At 72.6% G+C, this 16,254-nt stretch carries 15 protein-coding genes; 3 read left to right on the top strand and 12 right to left on the bottom strand.

Translation table 11 applies throughout. The annotated features are described in order from the left end of the window. Positions 1-62 precede the first annotated feature (62 nt). Both ABZZ74_RS24980 and ABZZ74_RS24975 read right to left on the bottom strand, forming a co-directional pair. Positions 63-1,352 carry a glucarate dehydratase family protein gene (locus ABZZ74_RS24980; RefSeq protein ID WP_356768450.1) on the bottom strand — a complete coding sequence of 430 codons (1,290 nt, stop codon included), beginning with the start codon at positions 1,350-1,352 and terminating at the stop codon, positions 63-65. Next, positions 1,349-2,314, bottom strand: coding sequence for a 5-dehydro-4-deoxyglucarate dehydratase (locus tag ABZZ74_RS24975; protein ID WP_356768448.1), 966 nt, complete (start codon positions 2,312-2,314; stop codon positions 1,349-1,351). Before ABZZ74_RS24975 ends, ABZZ74_RS24980 begins: the two co-directional genes overlap by 4 nt. Positions 2,315-2,390: 76 nt before the next feature. On the opposite strand from ABZZ74_RS24975, the gene ABZZ74_RS24970 reads away from it, so the two are divergent. Beyond that, positions 2,391-3,176: an IclR family transcriptional regulator gene (locus ABZZ74_RS24970; protein ID WP_356768446.1), complete on the top strand. Its 786-nt coding sequence runs from the start codon at positions 2,391-2,393 to the stop codon at positions 3,174-3,176. A 188-nt stretch (positions 3,177-3,364) separates the two neighbouring features. Beyond that, positions 3,365-4,549, top strand: coding sequence for an MFS transporter (locus ABZZ74_RS24965; protein WP_356768444.1), 1,185 nt, complete (start codon positions 3,365-3,367; stop codon positions 4,547-4,549). Here ABZZ74_RS24965 and ABZZ74_RS24960 read toward each other — a convergent pair. From ABZZ74_RS24960 to hrcA, 10 genes are all read right to left on the bottom strand, one after another. Next, the gene (locus ABZZ74_RS24960; RefSeq protein ID WP_356768442.1) at positions 4,546-5,535 is read right to left on the bottom strand and encodes an adenosine deaminase; all 990 of its coding nucleotides are present in this window, start codon (positions 5,533-5,535) and stop codon (positions 4,546-4,548) included. The two genes, ABZZ74_RS24965 and ABZZ74_RS24960, sit on opposite strands and share 4 nt — an antisense overlap. Before the next feature lie 20 nt (positions 5,536-5,555). After that, a complete protein-coding gene (locus ABZZ74_RS24955; protein ID WP_356768440.1) occupies positions 5,556-6,461 on the bottom strand; it encodes a ribonuclease Z in 906 nt (301 codons plus the stop codon). 6 nt (positions 6,462-6,467) lie between these two features. Continuing rightward, complete coding sequence (locus tag ABZZ74_RS24950) at positions 6,468-6,821, bottom strand: histidine triad nucleotide-binding protein (RefSeq protein WP_356768437.1); 354 nt, start codon at positions 6,819-6,821, stop codon at positions 6,468-6,470. Positions 6,822-6,873: 52 nt separating this feature from the next. Beyond that, the gene (locus ABZZ74_RS24945) at positions 6,874-10,074 is read right to left on the bottom strand and encodes a S41 family peptidase (protein WP_356768435.1); all 3,201 of its coding nucleotides are present in this window, start codon (positions 10,072-10,074) and stop codon (positions 6,874-6,876) included. A 45-nt stretch (positions 10,075-10,119) separates the two neighbouring features. Further along, complete coding sequence (locus ABZZ74_RS24940; RefSeq protein ID WP_356768433.1) at positions 10,120-10,680, bottom strand: hypothetical protein; 561 nt, start codon at positions 10,678-10,680, stop codon at positions 10,120-10,122. An 85-nt stretch (positions 10,681-10,765) separates the two neighbouring features. Then, positions 10,766-11,158 carry a VOC family protein gene (locus tag ABZZ74_RS24935; protein WP_356768431.1) on the bottom strand — a complete coding sequence of 131 codons (393 nt, stop codon included), beginning with the start codon at positions 11,156-11,158 and terminating at the stop codon, positions 10,766-10,768. 19 nt (positions 11,159-11,177) lie between these two features. After that, positions 11,178-11,924 (bottom strand): 16S rRNA (uracil(1498)-N(3))-methyltransferase, encoded by a 747-nt coding sequence (locus ABZZ74_RS24930; protein ID WP_356768429.1) that lies wholly within the window; start codon positions 11,922-11,924, stop codon positions 11,178-11,180. Beyond that, positions 11,921-12,997: a nitronate monooxygenase gene (locus tag ABZZ74_RS24925; protein WP_356768427.1), complete on the bottom strand. Its 1,077-nt coding sequence runs from the start codon at positions 12,995-12,997 to the stop codon at positions 11,921-11,923. The genes ABZZ74_RS24930 and ABZZ74_RS24925 overlap by 4 nt, the downstream gene beginning before the upstream one ends. A gap of 190 nt (positions 12,998-13,187) precedes the next feature. Further along, positions 13,188-14,324 carry a molecular chaperone DnaJ gene (gene dnaJ / locus ABZZ74_RS24920; RefSeq protein WP_356768425.1) on the bottom strand — a complete coding sequence of 379 codons (1,137 nt, stop codon included), beginning with the start codon at positions 14,322-14,324 and terminating at the stop codon, positions 13,188-13,190. Beyond that, on the bottom strand, positions 14,325-15,341 hold the full coding sequence (hrcA, locus tag ABZZ74_RS24915; RefSeq protein WP_208782632.1) for a heat-inducible transcriptional repressor HrcA: 1,017 nt from the start codon (positions 15,339-15,341) through the stop codon (positions 14,325-14,327). Positions 15,342-15,491: 150 nt separating this feature from the next. On the opposite strand from hrcA, the gene ABZZ74_RS24910 reads away from it, so the two are divergent. Beyond that, entirely contained in the window at positions 15,492-16,223 is a 732-nt protein-coding gene (locus ABZZ74_RS24910) for an MBL fold metallo-hydrolase (RefSeq protein ID WP_356768423.1), read from the top strand. The last annotated feature ends 31 nt before the right edge of the window (positions 16,224-16,254 follow it).

The raw sequence follows: 16,254 nt of genomic DNA, 5'->3' as shown, positions 1-16,254 counted from the left end.
ACCCTCCGCCGCCGCTCACGCCGCAGCGGCCGCCCCCCGTACCGTGCGGGCCGTCCCCGGTCCTACCAGCGGGGCACGGCGGGGGTGACCCACTCGGGGTCGGCGATCCGCATCGCCGCCGCGTCGTCGCGCTCGCGCAGCGCGCCGTCGTCGTCGAGCCACCTCTGGTGCAGGACGGCGAGCTTCTCCCGGTCGAGTTCGACGCCGAGGCCCGGCGCGTCGGAGACGCTGACCTTGCCGTCGTCGAAGGTCAGCCGCTGGGTGAGGACGTCCTCCGACTGCCAGGGGTAGTGGGAGTCGCAGGCGTGGTGGAGGTTGGGGACGGTGGAGGCGACGTGGGTCATCGCGGCCAGGCTGATCCCGAGGTGCGTGTTGGAGTGCATGGAGATCCCGACGCCGAACGTCCGGCAGATCGCGGCGAGTTGCTGGGTGTTGCGCAGCCCGCCCCAGTAGTGGTGGTCGGAGAGGACGACCTGGACGGCGTCCCGGGTGAACGCCTCCTTGATCTCGGCGAAGGTCGTCACGCACATGTTGGTGGCGAGCGGCACGTCGGTGCCGGCGGAGACCTCGGCCATCGCGGGCGTGCCGAGCGCCGGGTCCTCCAGGTACTCGAGGACGTCCGCAAGCTCCCCGGCGACCTTCAGTGAGGTCTCCACGGACCAGGCGCCGTTCGGGTCGAGCCTCAGCGGGTGCCCGGGGAAGGCCTCGGCCAGGGCGCGTACGGCGGCGATCTCCTCCTCGGGCGGGAAGACACCGCCCTTGAGCTTGAACGAGGTGAACCCGTACCGCTCCTTGAACAGCCGCGCCTGCGCGACGACGCCCGCCGGGTCGACGGCCGCGCCCCAGTCGTCCTGCTCGCAGGCCACGCCCTCGGGATGGGCGGCCCACTTGTAGAACAGGTACGCGCTGTACTCGACGGCATCCCGGACCTTGCCGCCGAGCAGCGCGTGCACGGGCAGGCCGAGCGTCTTGCCGAGGGCGTCCAGACAGGCCACCTCGAAGGCGGAGACGACGGACAGGCGCAGCTTGTCGGCGGTCTGGACGCCGCGCAGTCCGCCGACGTCGACCTGCCCGGAGACCCGGGCGTCGTCCACGGCGACCTCGTCGGCGAGGGTGAACAGGCCGTTGAGGTCGTCCACTTGACGGCCCTTCAGCTTCTCGGCGAAGGGGCGTGCCAGTTCCAGGTACTTGGTGTCGCCGTACGTCTCGCCGACGCCGGTGATCCCGTCGGCCGTCAGGACCTCCACGATCAGCCGCGGGGTGTACGGCTGGTGCACGCCCTGGGTGTTGAGCAGCGGCGGGTCGGCGACCAGGATCGGGGTCAGCCAGACGTCCGTGATCGTGAGGTTCACAGGGAGGCTCCTACGAGGTCGAGGCCGGTGTCGAGGAGGGCCCGCAGGTCGGCCAGGTCGGCGGGCGAGGGGTCGGTGAGCGGGGCGCGGACGGGGCCGACGGGACCTCCGCGCAGCCGGGCCGCGGCCTTGACGAGGGACACGCCGTAGCCGGGTACCCGGTCGCGGAGTTCCACGAACGGCACGTAGAAGTCGCGCAGCAGCCGGTCCACGGTCTTGTCGTCGTGCCCGCGCAGGGCGGTGAAGAAGGCGTTCGCGATCTCGGGCGCGAAGGCGTGCACGGCGGAGGAGTAGGAGGGGACGCCGACGGTGGCGTACGCGCGGGCCTGGATCTCGGCGGTGGCGGCGCCGTTGAAGAACAGGAAGCCCTGGGGTGCGGCGAGGGTGAGGCGCTGGAGCCGGTCGAGGTCGCTGTGGCCGTCCTTGAGGCCGATGACGTTCGGGATGTCCGCGATCCGCCTCAAGGAGGCCGGGGTGTAGGCGACCTGGCCGCGCTGGTAGGCGATCAGCGGGAGCCGGGTGCGGGCCGCGATCTGTTCCAGCTGGGCGACGAGGCCCGCCTGCGGGGCGGCGACGAGGTAGTGCGGCAGGACGAGCAGGGCGTCGGCGCCGGCCTCCTCGGCGATGCGCGCGAAGCGGGCGGCCTGCGCCCAGCCGTATCCGGTCCCGGCGACGACGGGCACCCGGCCGGCCGCCTCCTCGACGGCGACGGTGACGACCTGGCGGTACTCGTCCTCGTCCAGTGAGAAGAACTCGCCGGTGCCGCAGGCGGGGAAGAGGGCGCCGGGCGCGGTGGCGAGCCGGTCCGCGACATGGGCGCGGAAGCCGTCCGGGTCGAGCGAGCCGTCGTCGCGGAAGGAGGTCAGCGGGAAGGAGAGCACTCCGCCCTCCATGCCCTCCCGCAGCCTGCGCGCGGTCGTTTCCGTCTCACCCGTCACGGCGTCTCCCCATATAGATGTCATCCATGTATGGAGACAAAGCCTAGATATGCGAACGTCGGGCGTCAACGGGCGGGCGGCGGCGGACTACCATCGCCCCATGTCGGAGACAGGCGGCGGTGTTCGCGAGGTGAAGTCCGCGGCACGGACGGTCGAACTGCTGGAACTGCTCGCCGCGCGCGGCGACCGGCCGGCGCGGCTGCAGGAACTGGCGGAGGCGCTCGAGGTGCCGCGCAGCTCGATGTACGCGCTGCTGCAGACGCTGATCGGCCGGGGCTGGGTGCGCACGGACATCACCGGCTCCCTCTACGGCATCGGCATCCACGCCCTGCTGACCGGCACCAGTTATCTGGACTCCGACCCGCGCGTGCGGGTCGTACGGCCGTATCTCGACGAGGCGTCGGAGGCGCTGGGCGAGACGATCCACCTGGGGCGCCTGGACGGCCGGGACGTGGCCTATCTGGCCACCCGGGAGTCGCACGAGTACCTGCGGACCATCAGCCGGGTCGGCCGCCGTCTGCCGGCGCACGTGGGCGCGCTCGGCAAGGCGCTGCTGGCCGAACGCCCCGACGACGACCTTCCCGAGGGCCCGTACGAGGCCCTCACCCCCAACACCCGTACCACCAGGGAGGCGTTGGCCGCCGACCTCGCCGAGGTGCGCGCCCGCGGCTACGCGGTCGACCGCGAGGAGGGCGTCCTCGGCATCGTCGGCTTCGGGTTCGCGCTGCGCTACGAGGTGCCGGCCCAGGACGCGGTCAGCTGCTCGGTGCCGGTGGCCCGGCTGACGCCGGAGCACGAGGAGCGGATCGTGGCGGTGATGCGGGAGATCAGGACGAAGATCGAGGCGACGGCACCGGGCGCGGGAGGCTCGGCGCACTGGCGCTGACCCGATGAACGGGGCGCTCGTCTACCCGACCTCTCCCGCCCCAAACACAACGTGCGCCACATCACACGACTTCAGCTTCTTCCGCAAACCGCGTGCTTGATACAACTTGCTCGCGCGTTCCTGTCCGTCGACGGCCTGCGCCCACCCCCCTTCTTGAGCCGCTCCTTTCGCATGCCCTGGGAACGCCCGTGTTCGCCCCTCGCACCATCGCCTGGCCCCTCGTCGCCCTTTTCACGGCCGGGTACCTCGCTCCCTACCTGCTCCCCACCACCGTCGGCCGCCTGGACTCGGGTCTGCCCCTGACCGCCACCGAGGCCGGAGCCCTCGGCAGCGCCCTGCTGCTGAGCTCGGCGTCGGCGGGCTTCGTCCTCGCCTCACGGGTCGACCGGATCGGGGCCCGCACCCTGGCCCGCGTCGGCCTCGCCCTCGCCGTCCTCGGCTACGGCACCGCGGCCCTGACCGCCGGCATCCCGGCCGTCGTCCTCGGCGCCCTGATCGGCGGCTTCGGCTCCGGTACGGCGACGACGGTGGCCGCCACGGGAATCGCCGCGCAACCCGATCCGCACCGCACCACCACTCTCGGCCTGCTCGGCGTCTCGGCACTCGCCGGCGCCGTCTATCTGACGGTCCCCCACCTCGGTCCGGGCCACGGCCAGCCGCTCGCCGCGATCGCCCTGACCGCGCTCGCCGTCTGGCCGCTCACCGGCCGCCTCCCGGTCCGTACGGCCGCCGCGCACAGCCCCCTCGGCGGCACGCGGCTCCCTCACCGGCGCTCCGGCGCGGTCCTCGCCGCCACGATGCTGTGCTGGTCCCTCGCGCAGAACGCCCTGTGGGGCGTCAGCGGCCGGATCGGCCTGTCCCAGGCGCATCTGACGGAGGCCACCGTCGGCGCGGTCTTCGCGGTGGCGCTCGGCGCGGGACTGCTGGGTGTGACGGTCGCGGGCGCGGTGGGGCCGCGGTTCGGACGGGCGGTGCCGGTCGGGGGCGGTACGGCGGTCATCGCCGGCTGCATCGTGCTCAGCGCGTCCGCGACCGGCCTGGGCTCCTTCGCGACCGGTGAGATCGCCTGGAACCTGCTCTACCCGGTCGTGCTGTCGTACGTCATCGGTCTTGCCGCGTCTTTGGACCCGCGGGGGCGTTGGGCGGTGCTGGTGGGGTCGGCGTCGTCGCTGGGGACGGCGGCGGGGCCGCTGACGGGGAGTGCGCTGGCGGAGTGGGCGGGGTTCCCGGTCATGGGTGCGGTGCTGGCGGCGGGGCTGTTGCTGATCGCCATACCGATCACTGTGGTCGCGCTGGGCAGACGCCCTCTCCGGGTCCTCGAGATCCCGGTGGAAACGCCTGTCCGGCACGACTACGACACCACGGCCGCTTAGAACTCGTACGCCTCGACCTCGGCGAGGTACCGCGCCCGCCGCTCCTCGTCGTCCTCCAGGAAGGACGCCAGGAACGAGTTGCGGGCCAGTTGCCGGAGCCGGTCCTGGGACAGCCCCAGCGTCCGCTGTACGGCCTCGAAGTTGTCGCCCGCGTAGCCGCCGAAGTAGGCCGGGTCGTCGGAGTTGACCGTGCACATCAGCCCCGCGTCGAGCATCGCCGGCAGGGGGTGGTCGGCGAGGGTGTCGACCGTGCGGAGGCGGACGTTGGACAGCGGGCACAGGGTCAGCGGTATCCGCTCCCGCGCCAGCCGCTCGACCAGCGCCGGGTCCTCGACGCACCGCAGCCCGTGGTCGACCCGCTCGACGCCGAGCACGTCCAGCGCCTCGGTGATGTACTCCGGCGGCCCCTCCTCACCGGCGTGGGCCACGCGCCGCAGCCCGAGGTCCGCGGCGGCGTCGTACACCTCGCGGAACTTCACCGGCGGATGCCCGACCTCCGCCGAGTCGAGGCCGACGCCGGTGATCCGGTCCAGGTACGGCTTCGCCGCGTGCAGGGTCTCAAGGGCCGACTCGGCGGATTCGTCGCGCAGGAAGCAGAGGATGAGCCGGGTGGAGACACCGTGGTTCGCCACGCTGCTCCCCAGCGCCCGCCACAGCCCCTCGACGACCGTGCCCATCTCCACGCCCCGCGCGAGATGGGCCTGCGGGTCGAAGAAGATCTCCGCGTGCCGGACGCCCTGCGCGGCGGCGCGGGCGAGGTAGGCGTCGGCGAGGTCCTCGAAGTCCCGCTCGGTGCGCAGGACGGCCATGAGCTCGTAGTACAGGTTCAGGAAGGACTGGAGGTCCGCGAAGTCGTAGGCCTCGCGGAGCTCGGCGGTGTCGGCGTACGGCAGCTCGACGCCGTTGCGGGCGGCCAGCTCGAAAGCGAGCTCCGGCTCCAGGGTTCCTTCGATGTGGAGGTGCAGTTCTGCTTTGGGGAGGGGCATCGCAGTATCGTACGGGTGATTTACCGACGTTTCGGAACCGGGATCCGCAGCAGGTCGTGCGCCACCGTGAGCTCGCCCTCGAAGCCAGCCGCGCGCGCCTGCCGTTCGAACTCCTCGGGGTCGGTATAGCGCTGGCTGAAGTGCGTCAGCACCAGGTGCCGTACGCCGGCGTCCCGGGCCACGCGGGCCGCCTGGCCGGCGGTGAGGTGGCCGTGCTCGGTGGCGAGGCCGGTGTCCTCGTCGAGGAAGGTCGACTCGATGACGAGCAGGTCGACGCCGTCCGCGAGCGCGTGCACGCCGTCGCAGAGGCGGGTGTCCATGACGAACGCGAACCGCTGGCCGCGGCGGACCTCGCTGACGTCGTCGAGCGAGACGCCGTCCAGTGCCCCCTCGCGCTGGAGGCGGCCGACGTCCGGGCCCCGGACGCCGTGCGCGGCGAGACGGTCGGGGAGCATACGGCGGCCGTCGGGCTCGGTGAGGCGGTAGCCGTAGGACTCGACGGGGTGGGAGAGCCGGCGGGCCTCCAGCGTGTACGCCGGGGTGGTGGCCAGCGGGCCGTCCGTGTGGACCGGGGCCTCGGTGAGCGCGACCGTCTCGCGGTACGCCGTCGCGTAGCGCAGGCGGTCGAAGAAGCGTTGCCCGCTGCGCGGGTAATGGGCCGTGATCTCGTGCGGGACCTTGTCGAGGTTGATCCGCTGGATCACGCCGGCGAGGCCGAGGGAGTGGTCGCCGTGGAAGTGGGTGACGCAGATGCGGTTCAGGTCGTGCGCGGCGACCCCGGCGCGCAGCATCTGGCGCTGGGTGCCCTCGCCGGGGTCGAAGAGGATGCCCTCGCCGTCCCAGCGGAGCAGGTAGCCGTTGTGGTTGCGGTGCCGGGTCGGGACCTGGCTGGCTGTGCCGAGGACGACCAATTCACGTACCGACACGGTGGGTTATCCGGGGGGCCAGTGCAGGCCGCGGCCGCCGAGGACGTGGGCGTGGGCGTGGAAGACCGTCTGGCCGGCGCCGGGGCCCGTGTTGAAGACGATGCGGTAGCTCTCGAGCTTTTCGTCATCCGCAACGGACCGGGCTTCTTTGAGGACGTCGGCCGCGACGGTGGGTTCGGCGCTGGCGAGGGCGGCCGCGTTCTCGTAGTGGACCTTGGGGATCACCAGGACGTGGGTGGGGGCCTGGGGGTTGATGTCCCGGAAGGCGACGGTGGTCTCTGTCTCACGGACGATCGTGGCGGGCACATGCCCTTCCGCGATCTTGCAGAACAGGCAGTCGTCCTGCGGTTCCCCGGCCATGTGCCCTCCTGAACAGCGATGATCGGATGTGGGGCCACTCTATCGTCGGCGGTCAGGTCGGCAGACCCGGCGGCGTCTTCGCCGGGCTGGTCTCCAGTGCCTCCAGCGCGAGCCTGATCGCCTCGTCCAGTTGGGCGTCACGACCGGCGGCATGGTCCTGGGGCCGCTGCACCACCTCCACGTCCGGGTCGACGCCGTGGTTCTCCACGCCCCAGCCGTAACCCTCCAGCCAGAACGCGTACTTCGGCTGGGTGACCAGGGTGCCGTCGACCAGGCGGTAGCGGCTGTCGATGCCGATGACCCCGCCCCAGGTGCGGGTGCCGACGACCGGGCCCAGGCCCAGGGCCTTGATCGCGGCGTTGACGATGTCGCCGTCGGAGCCGGAGAACTCGTTGGCCACGGCGACCACGGGGCCGCGAGGGGCGTCCTCGGGGTAGCTGTAGGGGCGCAGGCCGCGTGGCAGGTCCCAGCCGACGATCCTGCGGGCCAGTTTCTCGACGACCAGCTGGGAGGTGTGGCCGCCGCGGTTCTCGCGGACGTCGACCACCAAGCCCTCGCGGGCCACCTCGATGCGCAGGTCGCGGTGGATCTGGGCCCAGCCGGGGGCCTGCATGTCGGGGACGTGGAGGTAGCCGAGGCGGCCGTCGGAGCGCTCGTGGACGTAGGCGCGGCGGTCGGCGACCCAGGCGTGGTAGCGCAGGGGTTCCTCGTCGGCGACGGGGACGACGACGGCGTGCCGGGGGTCGCCGCCGCCGGAGGGGAGGATCGTCAGCTCGACGGGTTTGCCGGCCGTGCCGACCAGGAGCGGGCCGGGGCCGGTGACCGGGTCCACCGGGCGGCCGGCGACCGCGACGATCGCGTCCCCGGCGCGGACCGCGACACCGGGCGCGGCCAGCGGGGAGCGGGCGTCGGGGTCGGAGGTCTCGGCGGGGAGGATGCGGTCGACGCGCCAGGCGCCGTCCCCGTGGCGGGAGATGTCGGCGCCGAGCAGTCCCTGGCGTTCGCCGTGGCCGTGGTTGCCGCGCGGGGTGACGTAGGCGTGGGAGGTGCCGAGTTCGCCCTGGACCTCCCAGAGGAGGTCGACGAGGTCGTCGTGGGCGGCGACGCGGTCGAGGACGGGCCGGTAGCGGTCCAGGACGCCGTCCCAGTCGACGCCGCCGAGGTCGGGGCGCCAGAAGTTGTCCCGCATGAGGCGGCCGGTCTCGTCGTACATCTGGCGCCACTCCGCGGCGGGGTCGACGGTGTGGCGGACGCGGCCGAGGTCGACGGTGATGTTGCTGTCGCTGTCGTCGTCGTTCGAGGCGCGCCGGTCGCTGGGGACGACCTTGAGCTTGTCCTCGGTCCACAGCAGGACGCGCTTGCCGTCGCCGCTGACGGCGAAGTGGTCGGCGTCGGAGGCGAGGTGCTCGATGCGCTGCTGGGCCAGGTCGTAGCGTTCCAGGGCGGTCCTGGGGTCCGGGTCGTCCGGGGTGGCCCGGGAGGCGCCGAGGACGCCGCGCACGGGGTGGCGCAGCCACAGCACGCCGTCCTTGGCGGCGCGCAGGGTGGAGTAGCGGGCGGCCTCGACCGGGAAGGGCACGATCCGGTCGGCCAGTCCCTCGAGGTCGACGCGGGTGCTGGGGGTGCCCTCGCTGTCGGGGGTCTCTTCCTTGTCCGGGGCGTCGAAGGGGCGTCCGTGGCGCTGCGGTCCGAACGGGGACGGGGTGGTCGCCGCGAGGGGGATCAGGTGCGGGCGGGAGCCGCCGACGAAGGCGAGGTCGAAGACGTGCTCGTCGTAGACCGGGTCGAAGGAGCGCGCGGAGAGGAAGGCGAGGTGCTTGCCGTCGAGGGTGAACGCCGGCGCGTAGTCGCGGAAGCGGAGCGGGGTGGCCTCGGTGACCGACAGGTCGGTGGTGTTGGCGAGGCGCAGCTGCCGCAGCGGGCGCGGGCCGGGGTGGGACCAGGCGAGCCAGCCGGAGTCGGGTGAGAAGACCAGGCCCGAGACGTCGCCGTCGGTGGAGCGGTCGACCTCGCGAACCTCGCCGGTGTCCCGTTCGACGAGCAGGACGCGTCCGTCGTGCGCGGCGACGGCGACGCGGCCGCCGTCGGGGGCCACGGCGAGGTCGAGGACCCGGCCGAGCTGTCCGGCGGCCAGCCGGCGCGGGGTGGCGCCGGGGGCGGTGCCGGTCGCGGGGGCGAACTCCAGGGCGTCGTCGCCCTCGGCGTCGGTGACCCAGACGACGTGTTCCTCGCCGTCCACCCGGAAGGTGCGCGGCAGCCGGGCCCTTACGCCGGGTTCGGCGGCCAGGGCGCGGGCGGGGCCTGAGCGGTGGGTGACCCAGTGCACGGAGCCGCGGACGGCGACCGCGCTGCCGCGGGCGGTGTGGTCGGGGTGCGCGGAGCCGAACCAGCGGGCGGCGTTCACCGGGAACGGCTGCAGGTCGAGCCGGGGGCCGCCGAGCCGGACGTCCAGGCGGCGCGGCTCGGCGGTGTCCAGGTCGTCGAGGATCCACAGCTCACCGGCCGACGCGTACACCAGCCGGGCGCCGTCGCCGGCGAGATGGCGGGCGTAGAAGCCGTCGATCGGAGTGTGCCGGCGCAGGTCGGAGCCGTCGGCGAGGGAGGAGTAGACGGCGCCGACGCCCTCGTGGTCGGAGAGGAAGGCGATCCGGTCGCCGGTCCAGACGGGGCTCTCGAGGTTGCCGTCCACCTCCTCGTGCAGGCGCACGAACTCGCCGTCGCCGTCCCGGTCGATCCACAGCTTGCCCGCCGTGCCGCCCCGGTAGCGCTTCCACCAGGCCGCCTCCCGGCCCATGGGCGCGGAGAGCAGGACGGTGGACGGGCCGAAGGCAACATGGCCGACGGGGCCGTAGGGCAGGGTGGCCGCCGGGCCGCCGTCGAGCGGAATCGCCCGTGCCCAGCTGCGGCGCAGGCTGGCCTGGCCCTGGGTGCTGATCGCGAGGACGTCTCCGTCCGGGGTCCAGCCGCGCACCTGGGTGCGTGAACTGCCCCAGTACGTCAGGCGTTTCGCGGGGCCGCCGTCGATCGGGGCCACATGGACCTCGGGGGCGCCGTCGCGGGTGGAGGTCCAGGCGACGGTGGTGCCGTCGGGCGAGATGCGGGGGTGGTTCACCGGCACGTTGTCCGCGCTGACCCGCCAGGCCCGGCCGCCGTCGAGGGGGGCGAGCCACACGTCGTCCTCGGCGGTGAAGGCGAGCAACTCGCCGTGCAGGTGCGGGAACCGGAGATACGCGGGGGCTGCGGGCTGCGTCACACGATCACTCTAGGCAGCCGCCGGGTCGCCGGGCAGCGGTTTGGATCACTTGCCCTGGACCGGCCAGCACTGCGGGTCGCCCTTGCACCAGATGGTCCGCGTGACGGTCACGGTGACGGTGGCGCCGGGCTGGTTGCCGTTGCCGCCGCTGGGATTGTTCACGATCGGGGAGGGCGTGGAGGTGCAGTCGCCGAGCCCGGCGACGTGGAACAGCGTCTTCCCGCCGACCTTGGCCGTCAGGTCACCTCGCACACAGGCGCCGTCCACGGCGCGGGTGACCTTGCCGGTGACGGTGATGTCCTTGCCGTCCTTGGTCTGCCCCTGGCAGTCGACGTTGGCGACGGTGGTCTCGCTCGCGCTGGGCATGCTGTTGTGACTGGTGTTGTTGTTGCCGTAGTTGGAGGTGCAGCTGAGCCACTGCACGTCGATGTTGTGCCGCTTCAGTTCCTTGGTCGCGGTCTGGTCGGTGGTGTACGCGACGGCCGCGGTGCCGAGCCCACCAGGATCACAGGCCACGGCTCCTCCGACGGCCACGACGGCAAGCCCCGCCACGGCCACCACCCGTCGTGCCGGTGGCCGTCGCCAACTGCGCCTCAACACCCCCATGAAGGGCAGCCTGCCACCGAGTCCGCGTCCGCGGAAGGGCGCATACGGTCATTGGAGCGCCCCTCGAGGAGGAGCCGACCCGGCCTCAGGTCCGCAGCAGCAGCCACTCCTGCAGCTCCACCAGGTTCCCCTCGGGGTCCTTGAGATGGGCCACGCGCATGCGGTCGGTCATCGGGGCGGGTCCGTGCAGCACGGTGGCCCCGCGCTCCGTGATCCGCTCGCAGTAGGCGTCGAGGTCGTCGACGCGCAGCACCACCAGCGAGCGGTGGCCGGTGGCCGGGTCGCCCAGTTCGTCCAGGACCTCGGCCATCATCGAGCGGTCCTGCAGGGCGATCCCCGCCGACCCCGTGGCCGGGCTGAACTTCTCGTACGGTCCCTCGCTCGCCCCGGACTGCGGCTTCAGGCCGAGGACGTCGGCGTAGAAGCGGTAGCAGGCGGCGAAGTCGGCGACGAGGAGGCGGACTTGGGCGAGTTCCACGTGGTCCCCCGTTGGGTGGTCAGGACCAGCGGCCGGTGCGGCCCAGGAGCAGGGCCGCGGCCGCGGTGCCGGCGGTCGATGTACGCAGCACGGTAGGCCCCAGCACGTACGCCTTCGCACCCGCCTCCTCGAACAGCGCCAACTCGTCCTTGGAGACGCCCCCTTCGGGGCCGACGACCAGCACGATCTCGCCGTGGGCGGGGAGTTCGGCGGTGGCCAGGTGCTCGCTGCGGTGCTCGAAGTCGGAGTGCAGGACGGCGGCGAGGTCGGCTTTGGCGAGAAGTGCGGCAACCTGTCTGGTCGTCGCCGCGTCCGCGATCTCGGGGAAGCGGACCCGCCGGGACTGCTTGCCGGCCTCCCGGGCGGTGGCCCGCCACTTGGCGAGCGCCTTCAGTCCGCGCTCGCCCCTCCACTGGGTGATGCAGCGGGCGGCCTGCCAGGGCACGACGGCGTCGACACCGACCTCGGTCATGGTCTCCACGGCCAGTTCGCCGCGGTCGCCCTTGGGCAGGGCCTGGACGACCGTGATCCGCGGGGCGGGCTCCGGCTCCTCGGACACCGAGACGATGCGGACGATCAGCCGGTCCTTGCCCTCGGTGCCGGTCACCTCGCAGGCCGCGTGCCGTCCGGCGCCGTCGGTGAGGACGACCTCCTCGCCGGGCTGCAGCCGCTTCACCGAGACCGCGTGCCGGCCCTCGGCGCCGTCGAGGACGTACGGACCGGCGCCGGCCGGCAGGTCCTCGGCGACGAACACCGGCGCGGTCATCGCAGGTCCCCCTGGCCCGACAACGCCGTCCGGGCCGCGTCGAGCTCGGCGGCGAGGACCTCGACCAGCTGCCCGGCCGGCAGCTCGCGGGCCATGCGGTGCCCCTGGCCCGCCCACAGCGCCATGCCCTGGGCGTCGCCGGACGCGGCGGCCTTCTTGCGCAGCGGCGCGGTGATGTGGTGGAGCTGGGGGTAGGCGGCGGGGGCGTACGGGCCGTGCTCGCGCATGAAGCGGTTGACCAGGCCACGGGCGGGGCGGCCGGAGAAGGCGCGGGTGAGTTCCGTACGCGTGAACAGGGGATTGGTGAGCGCCTGCTTGTGGACGGCATTGGCGCCGGACTCGGCCGTGGCCAGGAACGCGGTGCCGAGCTGGGCCGCGCTCGCGCCCGCCGCGAGGACGGCGGCGATCTGGCCGCCGCGCATGATGCCGCCGGCGGCGACGATCGGGATCGTCACGGTCTCGCGGACCTGGGCGACGAGGGAGAGCAGGCCGATGCCGGCGCCGTCGTTCTCCGGGGTGTCGCGGTGGGTGCCCTGGTGTCCGCCGGCCTCCACGCCCTGCGCGATCACCACGTCGGCGCCGGACCCCTCCACGGCGAGGGCCTCCTCGGCGGTGGTCGCGGTGACCAGGACGAAGGTGCCCAGGCGGTGCAGGGAGTCGACGACGTCCCGGCTGGGGACGCCGAAGTGGAACGACACCACGGGCACCGGGTTGTCCAGCAGGACGGCGAGCTTGGCGTCGTAGCCGTCGTCCCGGCCGCTGTCCGGGTCGCCGAGCTCGGTCTCGTACCAGGCGGCCTCACCGGCCAGCTGGTGGGTGTAGATCTCCACGGCGCCCTGGTCGGCGTACTCCGGCTGCGGCAGGAAGAGGTTCACGCCGAAGGGGCGGCTGGTCAGGCTCCGCAGCTGCTTGATCTCCTGGTACATGCCGTCGGCGGTCTTGTACCCACCGGCCAGGAACCCCAGCCCGCCGGCCTCGGACACGGCGGCGGCGAGCGCGGGCACGGAGACGCCGCCCGCCATGGGGGCCTGCACGATCGGATACGGGAAGAGATCGGTCAGCGCGGAGGACATGACCGCATGTTGTCACGTCCTCCGAACAAGTCCGAATCGGGCATCCCCCACGGCATGGACCACGTGAATGAGTGAGCCTCAGCGCCCATTGAACGCATCCTTCAACCGCGAGAACAACCCCTGCTGCCCCGGCTGACTGTGCCCGCCCGGGGGCCAACCCCCGGACCCCCGGCAGCCCACTCAGCCCACGTCAGCGCCCATTGAACGCATCCTTCAACCGCGAGAACAACCCCTGCTGCCCCGGCTGGAACTGGCCCTGGGGGCGTTCCTCGCCGCGGAGCTTGGCCAGTTCGCGCAGGAGGCGTTCCTGTTCCGGGTCGAGCTTGGTGGGGGTCTGGACCTCGACGTGGACGATCAGGTCGCCCCGGCCGCCGCCGCGCAGATGCGTGACGCCCCGGCCGTGCAGCGGGATCGACTGGCCGGACTGGGTGCCGGGCCGGATGTCGACCTCCTCCATGCCGTCCAGCGTCTCCAGCGGCACCTTGGTGCCCAGCGACGCCGCCGTCATCGGGATCGTCACCGTGCAGTGCAGGTCGTCCCCGCGCCGCTGGAAGGTGGTGTGCGGCAGCTCGTGGATCTCGACGTACAGGTCACCGGCCGGGCCGCCGCCCGGGCCGACCTCGCCCTCGCCGGCGAGCTGGATCCGCGTGCCGTTGTCCACACCGGCCGGGATCTTCACCGTCAGCGTGCGGCGGGAGCGGATCCGGCCGTCACCGGCGCACTCCGGGCAGGGGGTCGGTACGACCGTGCCGAAGCCCTGGCACTGGGGGCAGGGACGCGACGTCATGACCTGGCCCAGGAAGGACCGGGTCACCTGGGAGACCTCACCGCGGCCACGGCACATGTCACACGTCTGCGCGGTGGTGCCGGGGGCCGCCCCCTCGCCGTTGCAGGTGTTGCAGACGATCGCGGTGTCGACCTGGATGTCCTTCGTGGTGCCGAAGGCCGCCTCGTCGAGCTCGATCTCCAGCCGGATCATCGCGTCCTGGCCGCGCCGGGTGCGCGAGCGCGGGCCGCGCTGGGACGCCGTACCGAAGAACGCGTCCATGATGTCCGAGAAGTTCCCGAAGCCGCTGGCGCCGAAGCCGCCCGCGCCACCGCCGCCCGCCTGCGAGAGCGGGTCGCCGCCGAGGTCGTAGACCTGCTTCTTCTGCGGGTCCGAGAGCACCTCGTAAGCGGCGTTGATCTCCTTGAACCGCTCCTGGGTCTTCGGATCGGGGTTGACGTCCGGGTGCAGCTCGCGGGCGAGCCGCCGGAAGGCCTTCTTGATCTCTTCCTGCGACGCGTCGCGGCGCACGCCGAGAACGGCGTAGTAGTCCGTGGCCACTTACGACTCCGCCAGGATCTGTCCGACGTACCGTGCCACTGCGCGTACCGCTCCCATCGTTCCCGGGTAATCCATGCGGGTCGGTCCGACCACGCCGAGTTTGGCGACTGCCTCGCCGCCCGAACCGTAGCCGACCGAGACCACGGACGTGGAGTTGAGTCCCTCGTAGGCGTTCTCATGACCGATGCGTACGGTCATGCCCGAATCCCCTGCCTCTCCAAGCAACTTGAGGAGGACGACCTGCTCCTCCAGCGCCTCCAGGACGGGCCGGATGGTGAGGGGGAAGTCATGTCCGAAGCGGGTCAGATTGGCGGTTCCGCCGATCATCAGCCGCTCCTCGTTCTCCTCGACGAGCGTCTCCAGGAGGGTGGAGAGCACCGTCGCAACGGTACCCCGGTCCTCCACGTCGAAGCCCTCGGGCAGGTCCTCCACGAGACGCGGGACGTCCGTGAAGCGCCGTCCCGCGACCCGGCTGTTGAGCCGCGCCCGCAGGTCCGCGAGCGAGGCCTCACCGAAGGGCGCCGGGCAGTCGACCATGCGCTGCTCGACCCGGCCGGTGTCCGTGATCAGCACGAGCATCACGCGCGCGGGGGCGAGCGAGAGCAGCTCCACGTGCCGCACGGTCGAGCGGGTGAGCGAGGGGTACTGCACGACGGCGACCTGCCGGGTCAGCTGCGCGAGCAGCCGGACCGTCCGCGCGACGACGTCGTCGAGGTCGACGGCGCCGTCGAGGAAGTTCTGGATCGCGCGCCGCTCGGGGGCGCTCATCGGCTTGACGCCGGCGAGCTTGTCGACGAACAGGCGGTAGCCCTTGTCGGTGGGGATGCGCCCGGCGCTGGTGTGCGGCTGGGCGATGTACCCCTCGTCCTCCAGGGCGGCCATGTCGTTGCGGACCGTCGCCGGGGAGACGCCGAGGTTGTGCCGCTCGGTCAGAGCCTTCGACCCGACCGGCTCCTCGGTGCCGACGTAGTCCTGGACGATGGCGCGCAGCACCTGGAGCCGTCGTTCACTCAGCATGCGCACACCTCCAGAAGTCGTCCCCTAGCCACTTCGCCTGGCACTCTGTCCCGCCGAGTGCCAGCGTTCCCCGGCCCAGTGTACGGCTGTGGGGTACACCCAGGGCAAGGTCGGGCCCGGTTGAGAGGGTCGTACGGTTAGCGTCGCGGTATGACGGTGACTTGGGAAGAGCTCGGGTGGGAGCGGGTCGCGGCCGGGGTGGGGCGGTGTCGGCTGCCGGGGTGGGACTGCACGGCGGGGCTGGTCGTGGGGGCGGGCACGGCGCTGGTGATCGACGCCGGGTCGAGCCTGGCGGAGGGCGCGGAGCTGCGGACCCGGGCGGAGGCGCTGGCCGGTCGGCGTGTGACTCATCTCGCGCTCACGCATCCGCACTTCGACCACGTCCTCGGGGCCCCCGCCTTCGCGGGCGCGGAGGTGTACGGCGCGGTCGGCATCGACTCGGTGTTCGAGGCCCGGCACGCGCGGGAGGAGCTGGTGGCGGACGCGGTGCGCAACGGCATGGACGCGGAGGTGGCCGAGGAGGCCGTGACCGCCCTCGTGGCGCCCCGCCATCATGTCTCCGGCGAGCGCACCCTGGACCTGGGCGGCGGCCGGCAGGTGCTGCTGGCGAACGTGGGCCCGGGCCACACGGCCCATGACCTCGTGGTCCTGGTGCCCGGCTCCCCGGAGGTGGTCTTCTGCGGCGACCTGGTCGAGGAGTCCGGCGAACCGCAGGCGGGACCCGACGCCGTACCGTCGCACTGGCCGGCCGCACTGGACCGGCTGCTGGCTCTCGGCGGCGAGGACGCGCTGTACGTGCCCGGTCACGGAGCAGTGGTGGACGCGGGGTTCGTAAGGGCGCAACGGGACGCGCTGGCGGCGCGTTTCGGCGTGTCGCGGTGATCGCCGTCGCGCTTCTCCTATCGTCATCCGA

Source organism: Streptomyces sp. NPDC006476 (genome assembly GCF_040612015.1).
GTDB lineage: Bacteria > Actinomycetota > Actinomycetes > Streptomycetales > Streptomycetaceae > Streptomyces > Streptomyces griseorubiginosus_B.
This window is presented reverse-complemented; position numbering and strand designations above follow the sequence as displayed.

What these genes read in the sequence shown, in the direction of transcription:
- ABZZ74_RS24975 (WP_356768448.1), bottom strand. Translation starts at nt 2,314, where the DNA reads ATGACATCTATATGGGGAGACGCCGTGACGGGTGAGACGGAAACGACC.
- ABZZ74_RS24970 (WP_356768446.1), top strand. Translation starts at nt 2,391, where the DNA reads ATGTCGGAGACAGGCGGCGGTGTTCGCGAGGTGAAGTCCGCGGCACGG.
- ABZZ74_RS24960 (WP_356768442.1), bottom strand. Translation starts at nt 5,535, where the DNA reads ATGCCCCTCCCCAAAGCAGAACTGCACCTCCACATCGAAGGAACCCTG.
- ABZZ74_RS24950 (WP_356768437.1), bottom strand. Translation starts at nt 6,821, where the DNA reads ATGGCCGGGGAACCGCAGGACGACTGCCTGTTCTGCAAGATCGCGGAA.
- ABZZ74_RS24940 (WP_356768433.1), bottom strand. Translation starts at nt 10,680, where the DNA reads ATGGGGGTGTTGAGGCGCAGTTGGCGACGGCCACCGGCACGACGGGTG.
- ABZZ74_RS24930 (WP_356768429.1), bottom strand. Translation starts at nt 11,924, where the DNA reads ATGACCGCGCCGGTGTTCGTCGCCGAGGACCTGCCGGCCGGCGCCGGT.
- ABZZ74_RS24925 (WP_356768427.1), bottom strand. Translation starts at nt 12,997, where the DNA reads ATGTCCTCCGCGCTGACCGATCTCTTCCCGTATCCGATCGTGCAGGCC.
- hrcA (WP_208782632.1), bottom strand. Translation starts at nt 15,341, where the DNA reads ATGCTGAGTGAACGACGGCTCCAGGTGCTGCGCGCCATCGTCCAGGAC.
- ABZZ74_RS24910 (WP_356768423.1), top strand. Translation starts at nt 15,492, where the DNA reads ATGACGGTGACTTGGGAAGAGCTCGGGTGGGAGCGGGTCGCGGCCGGG.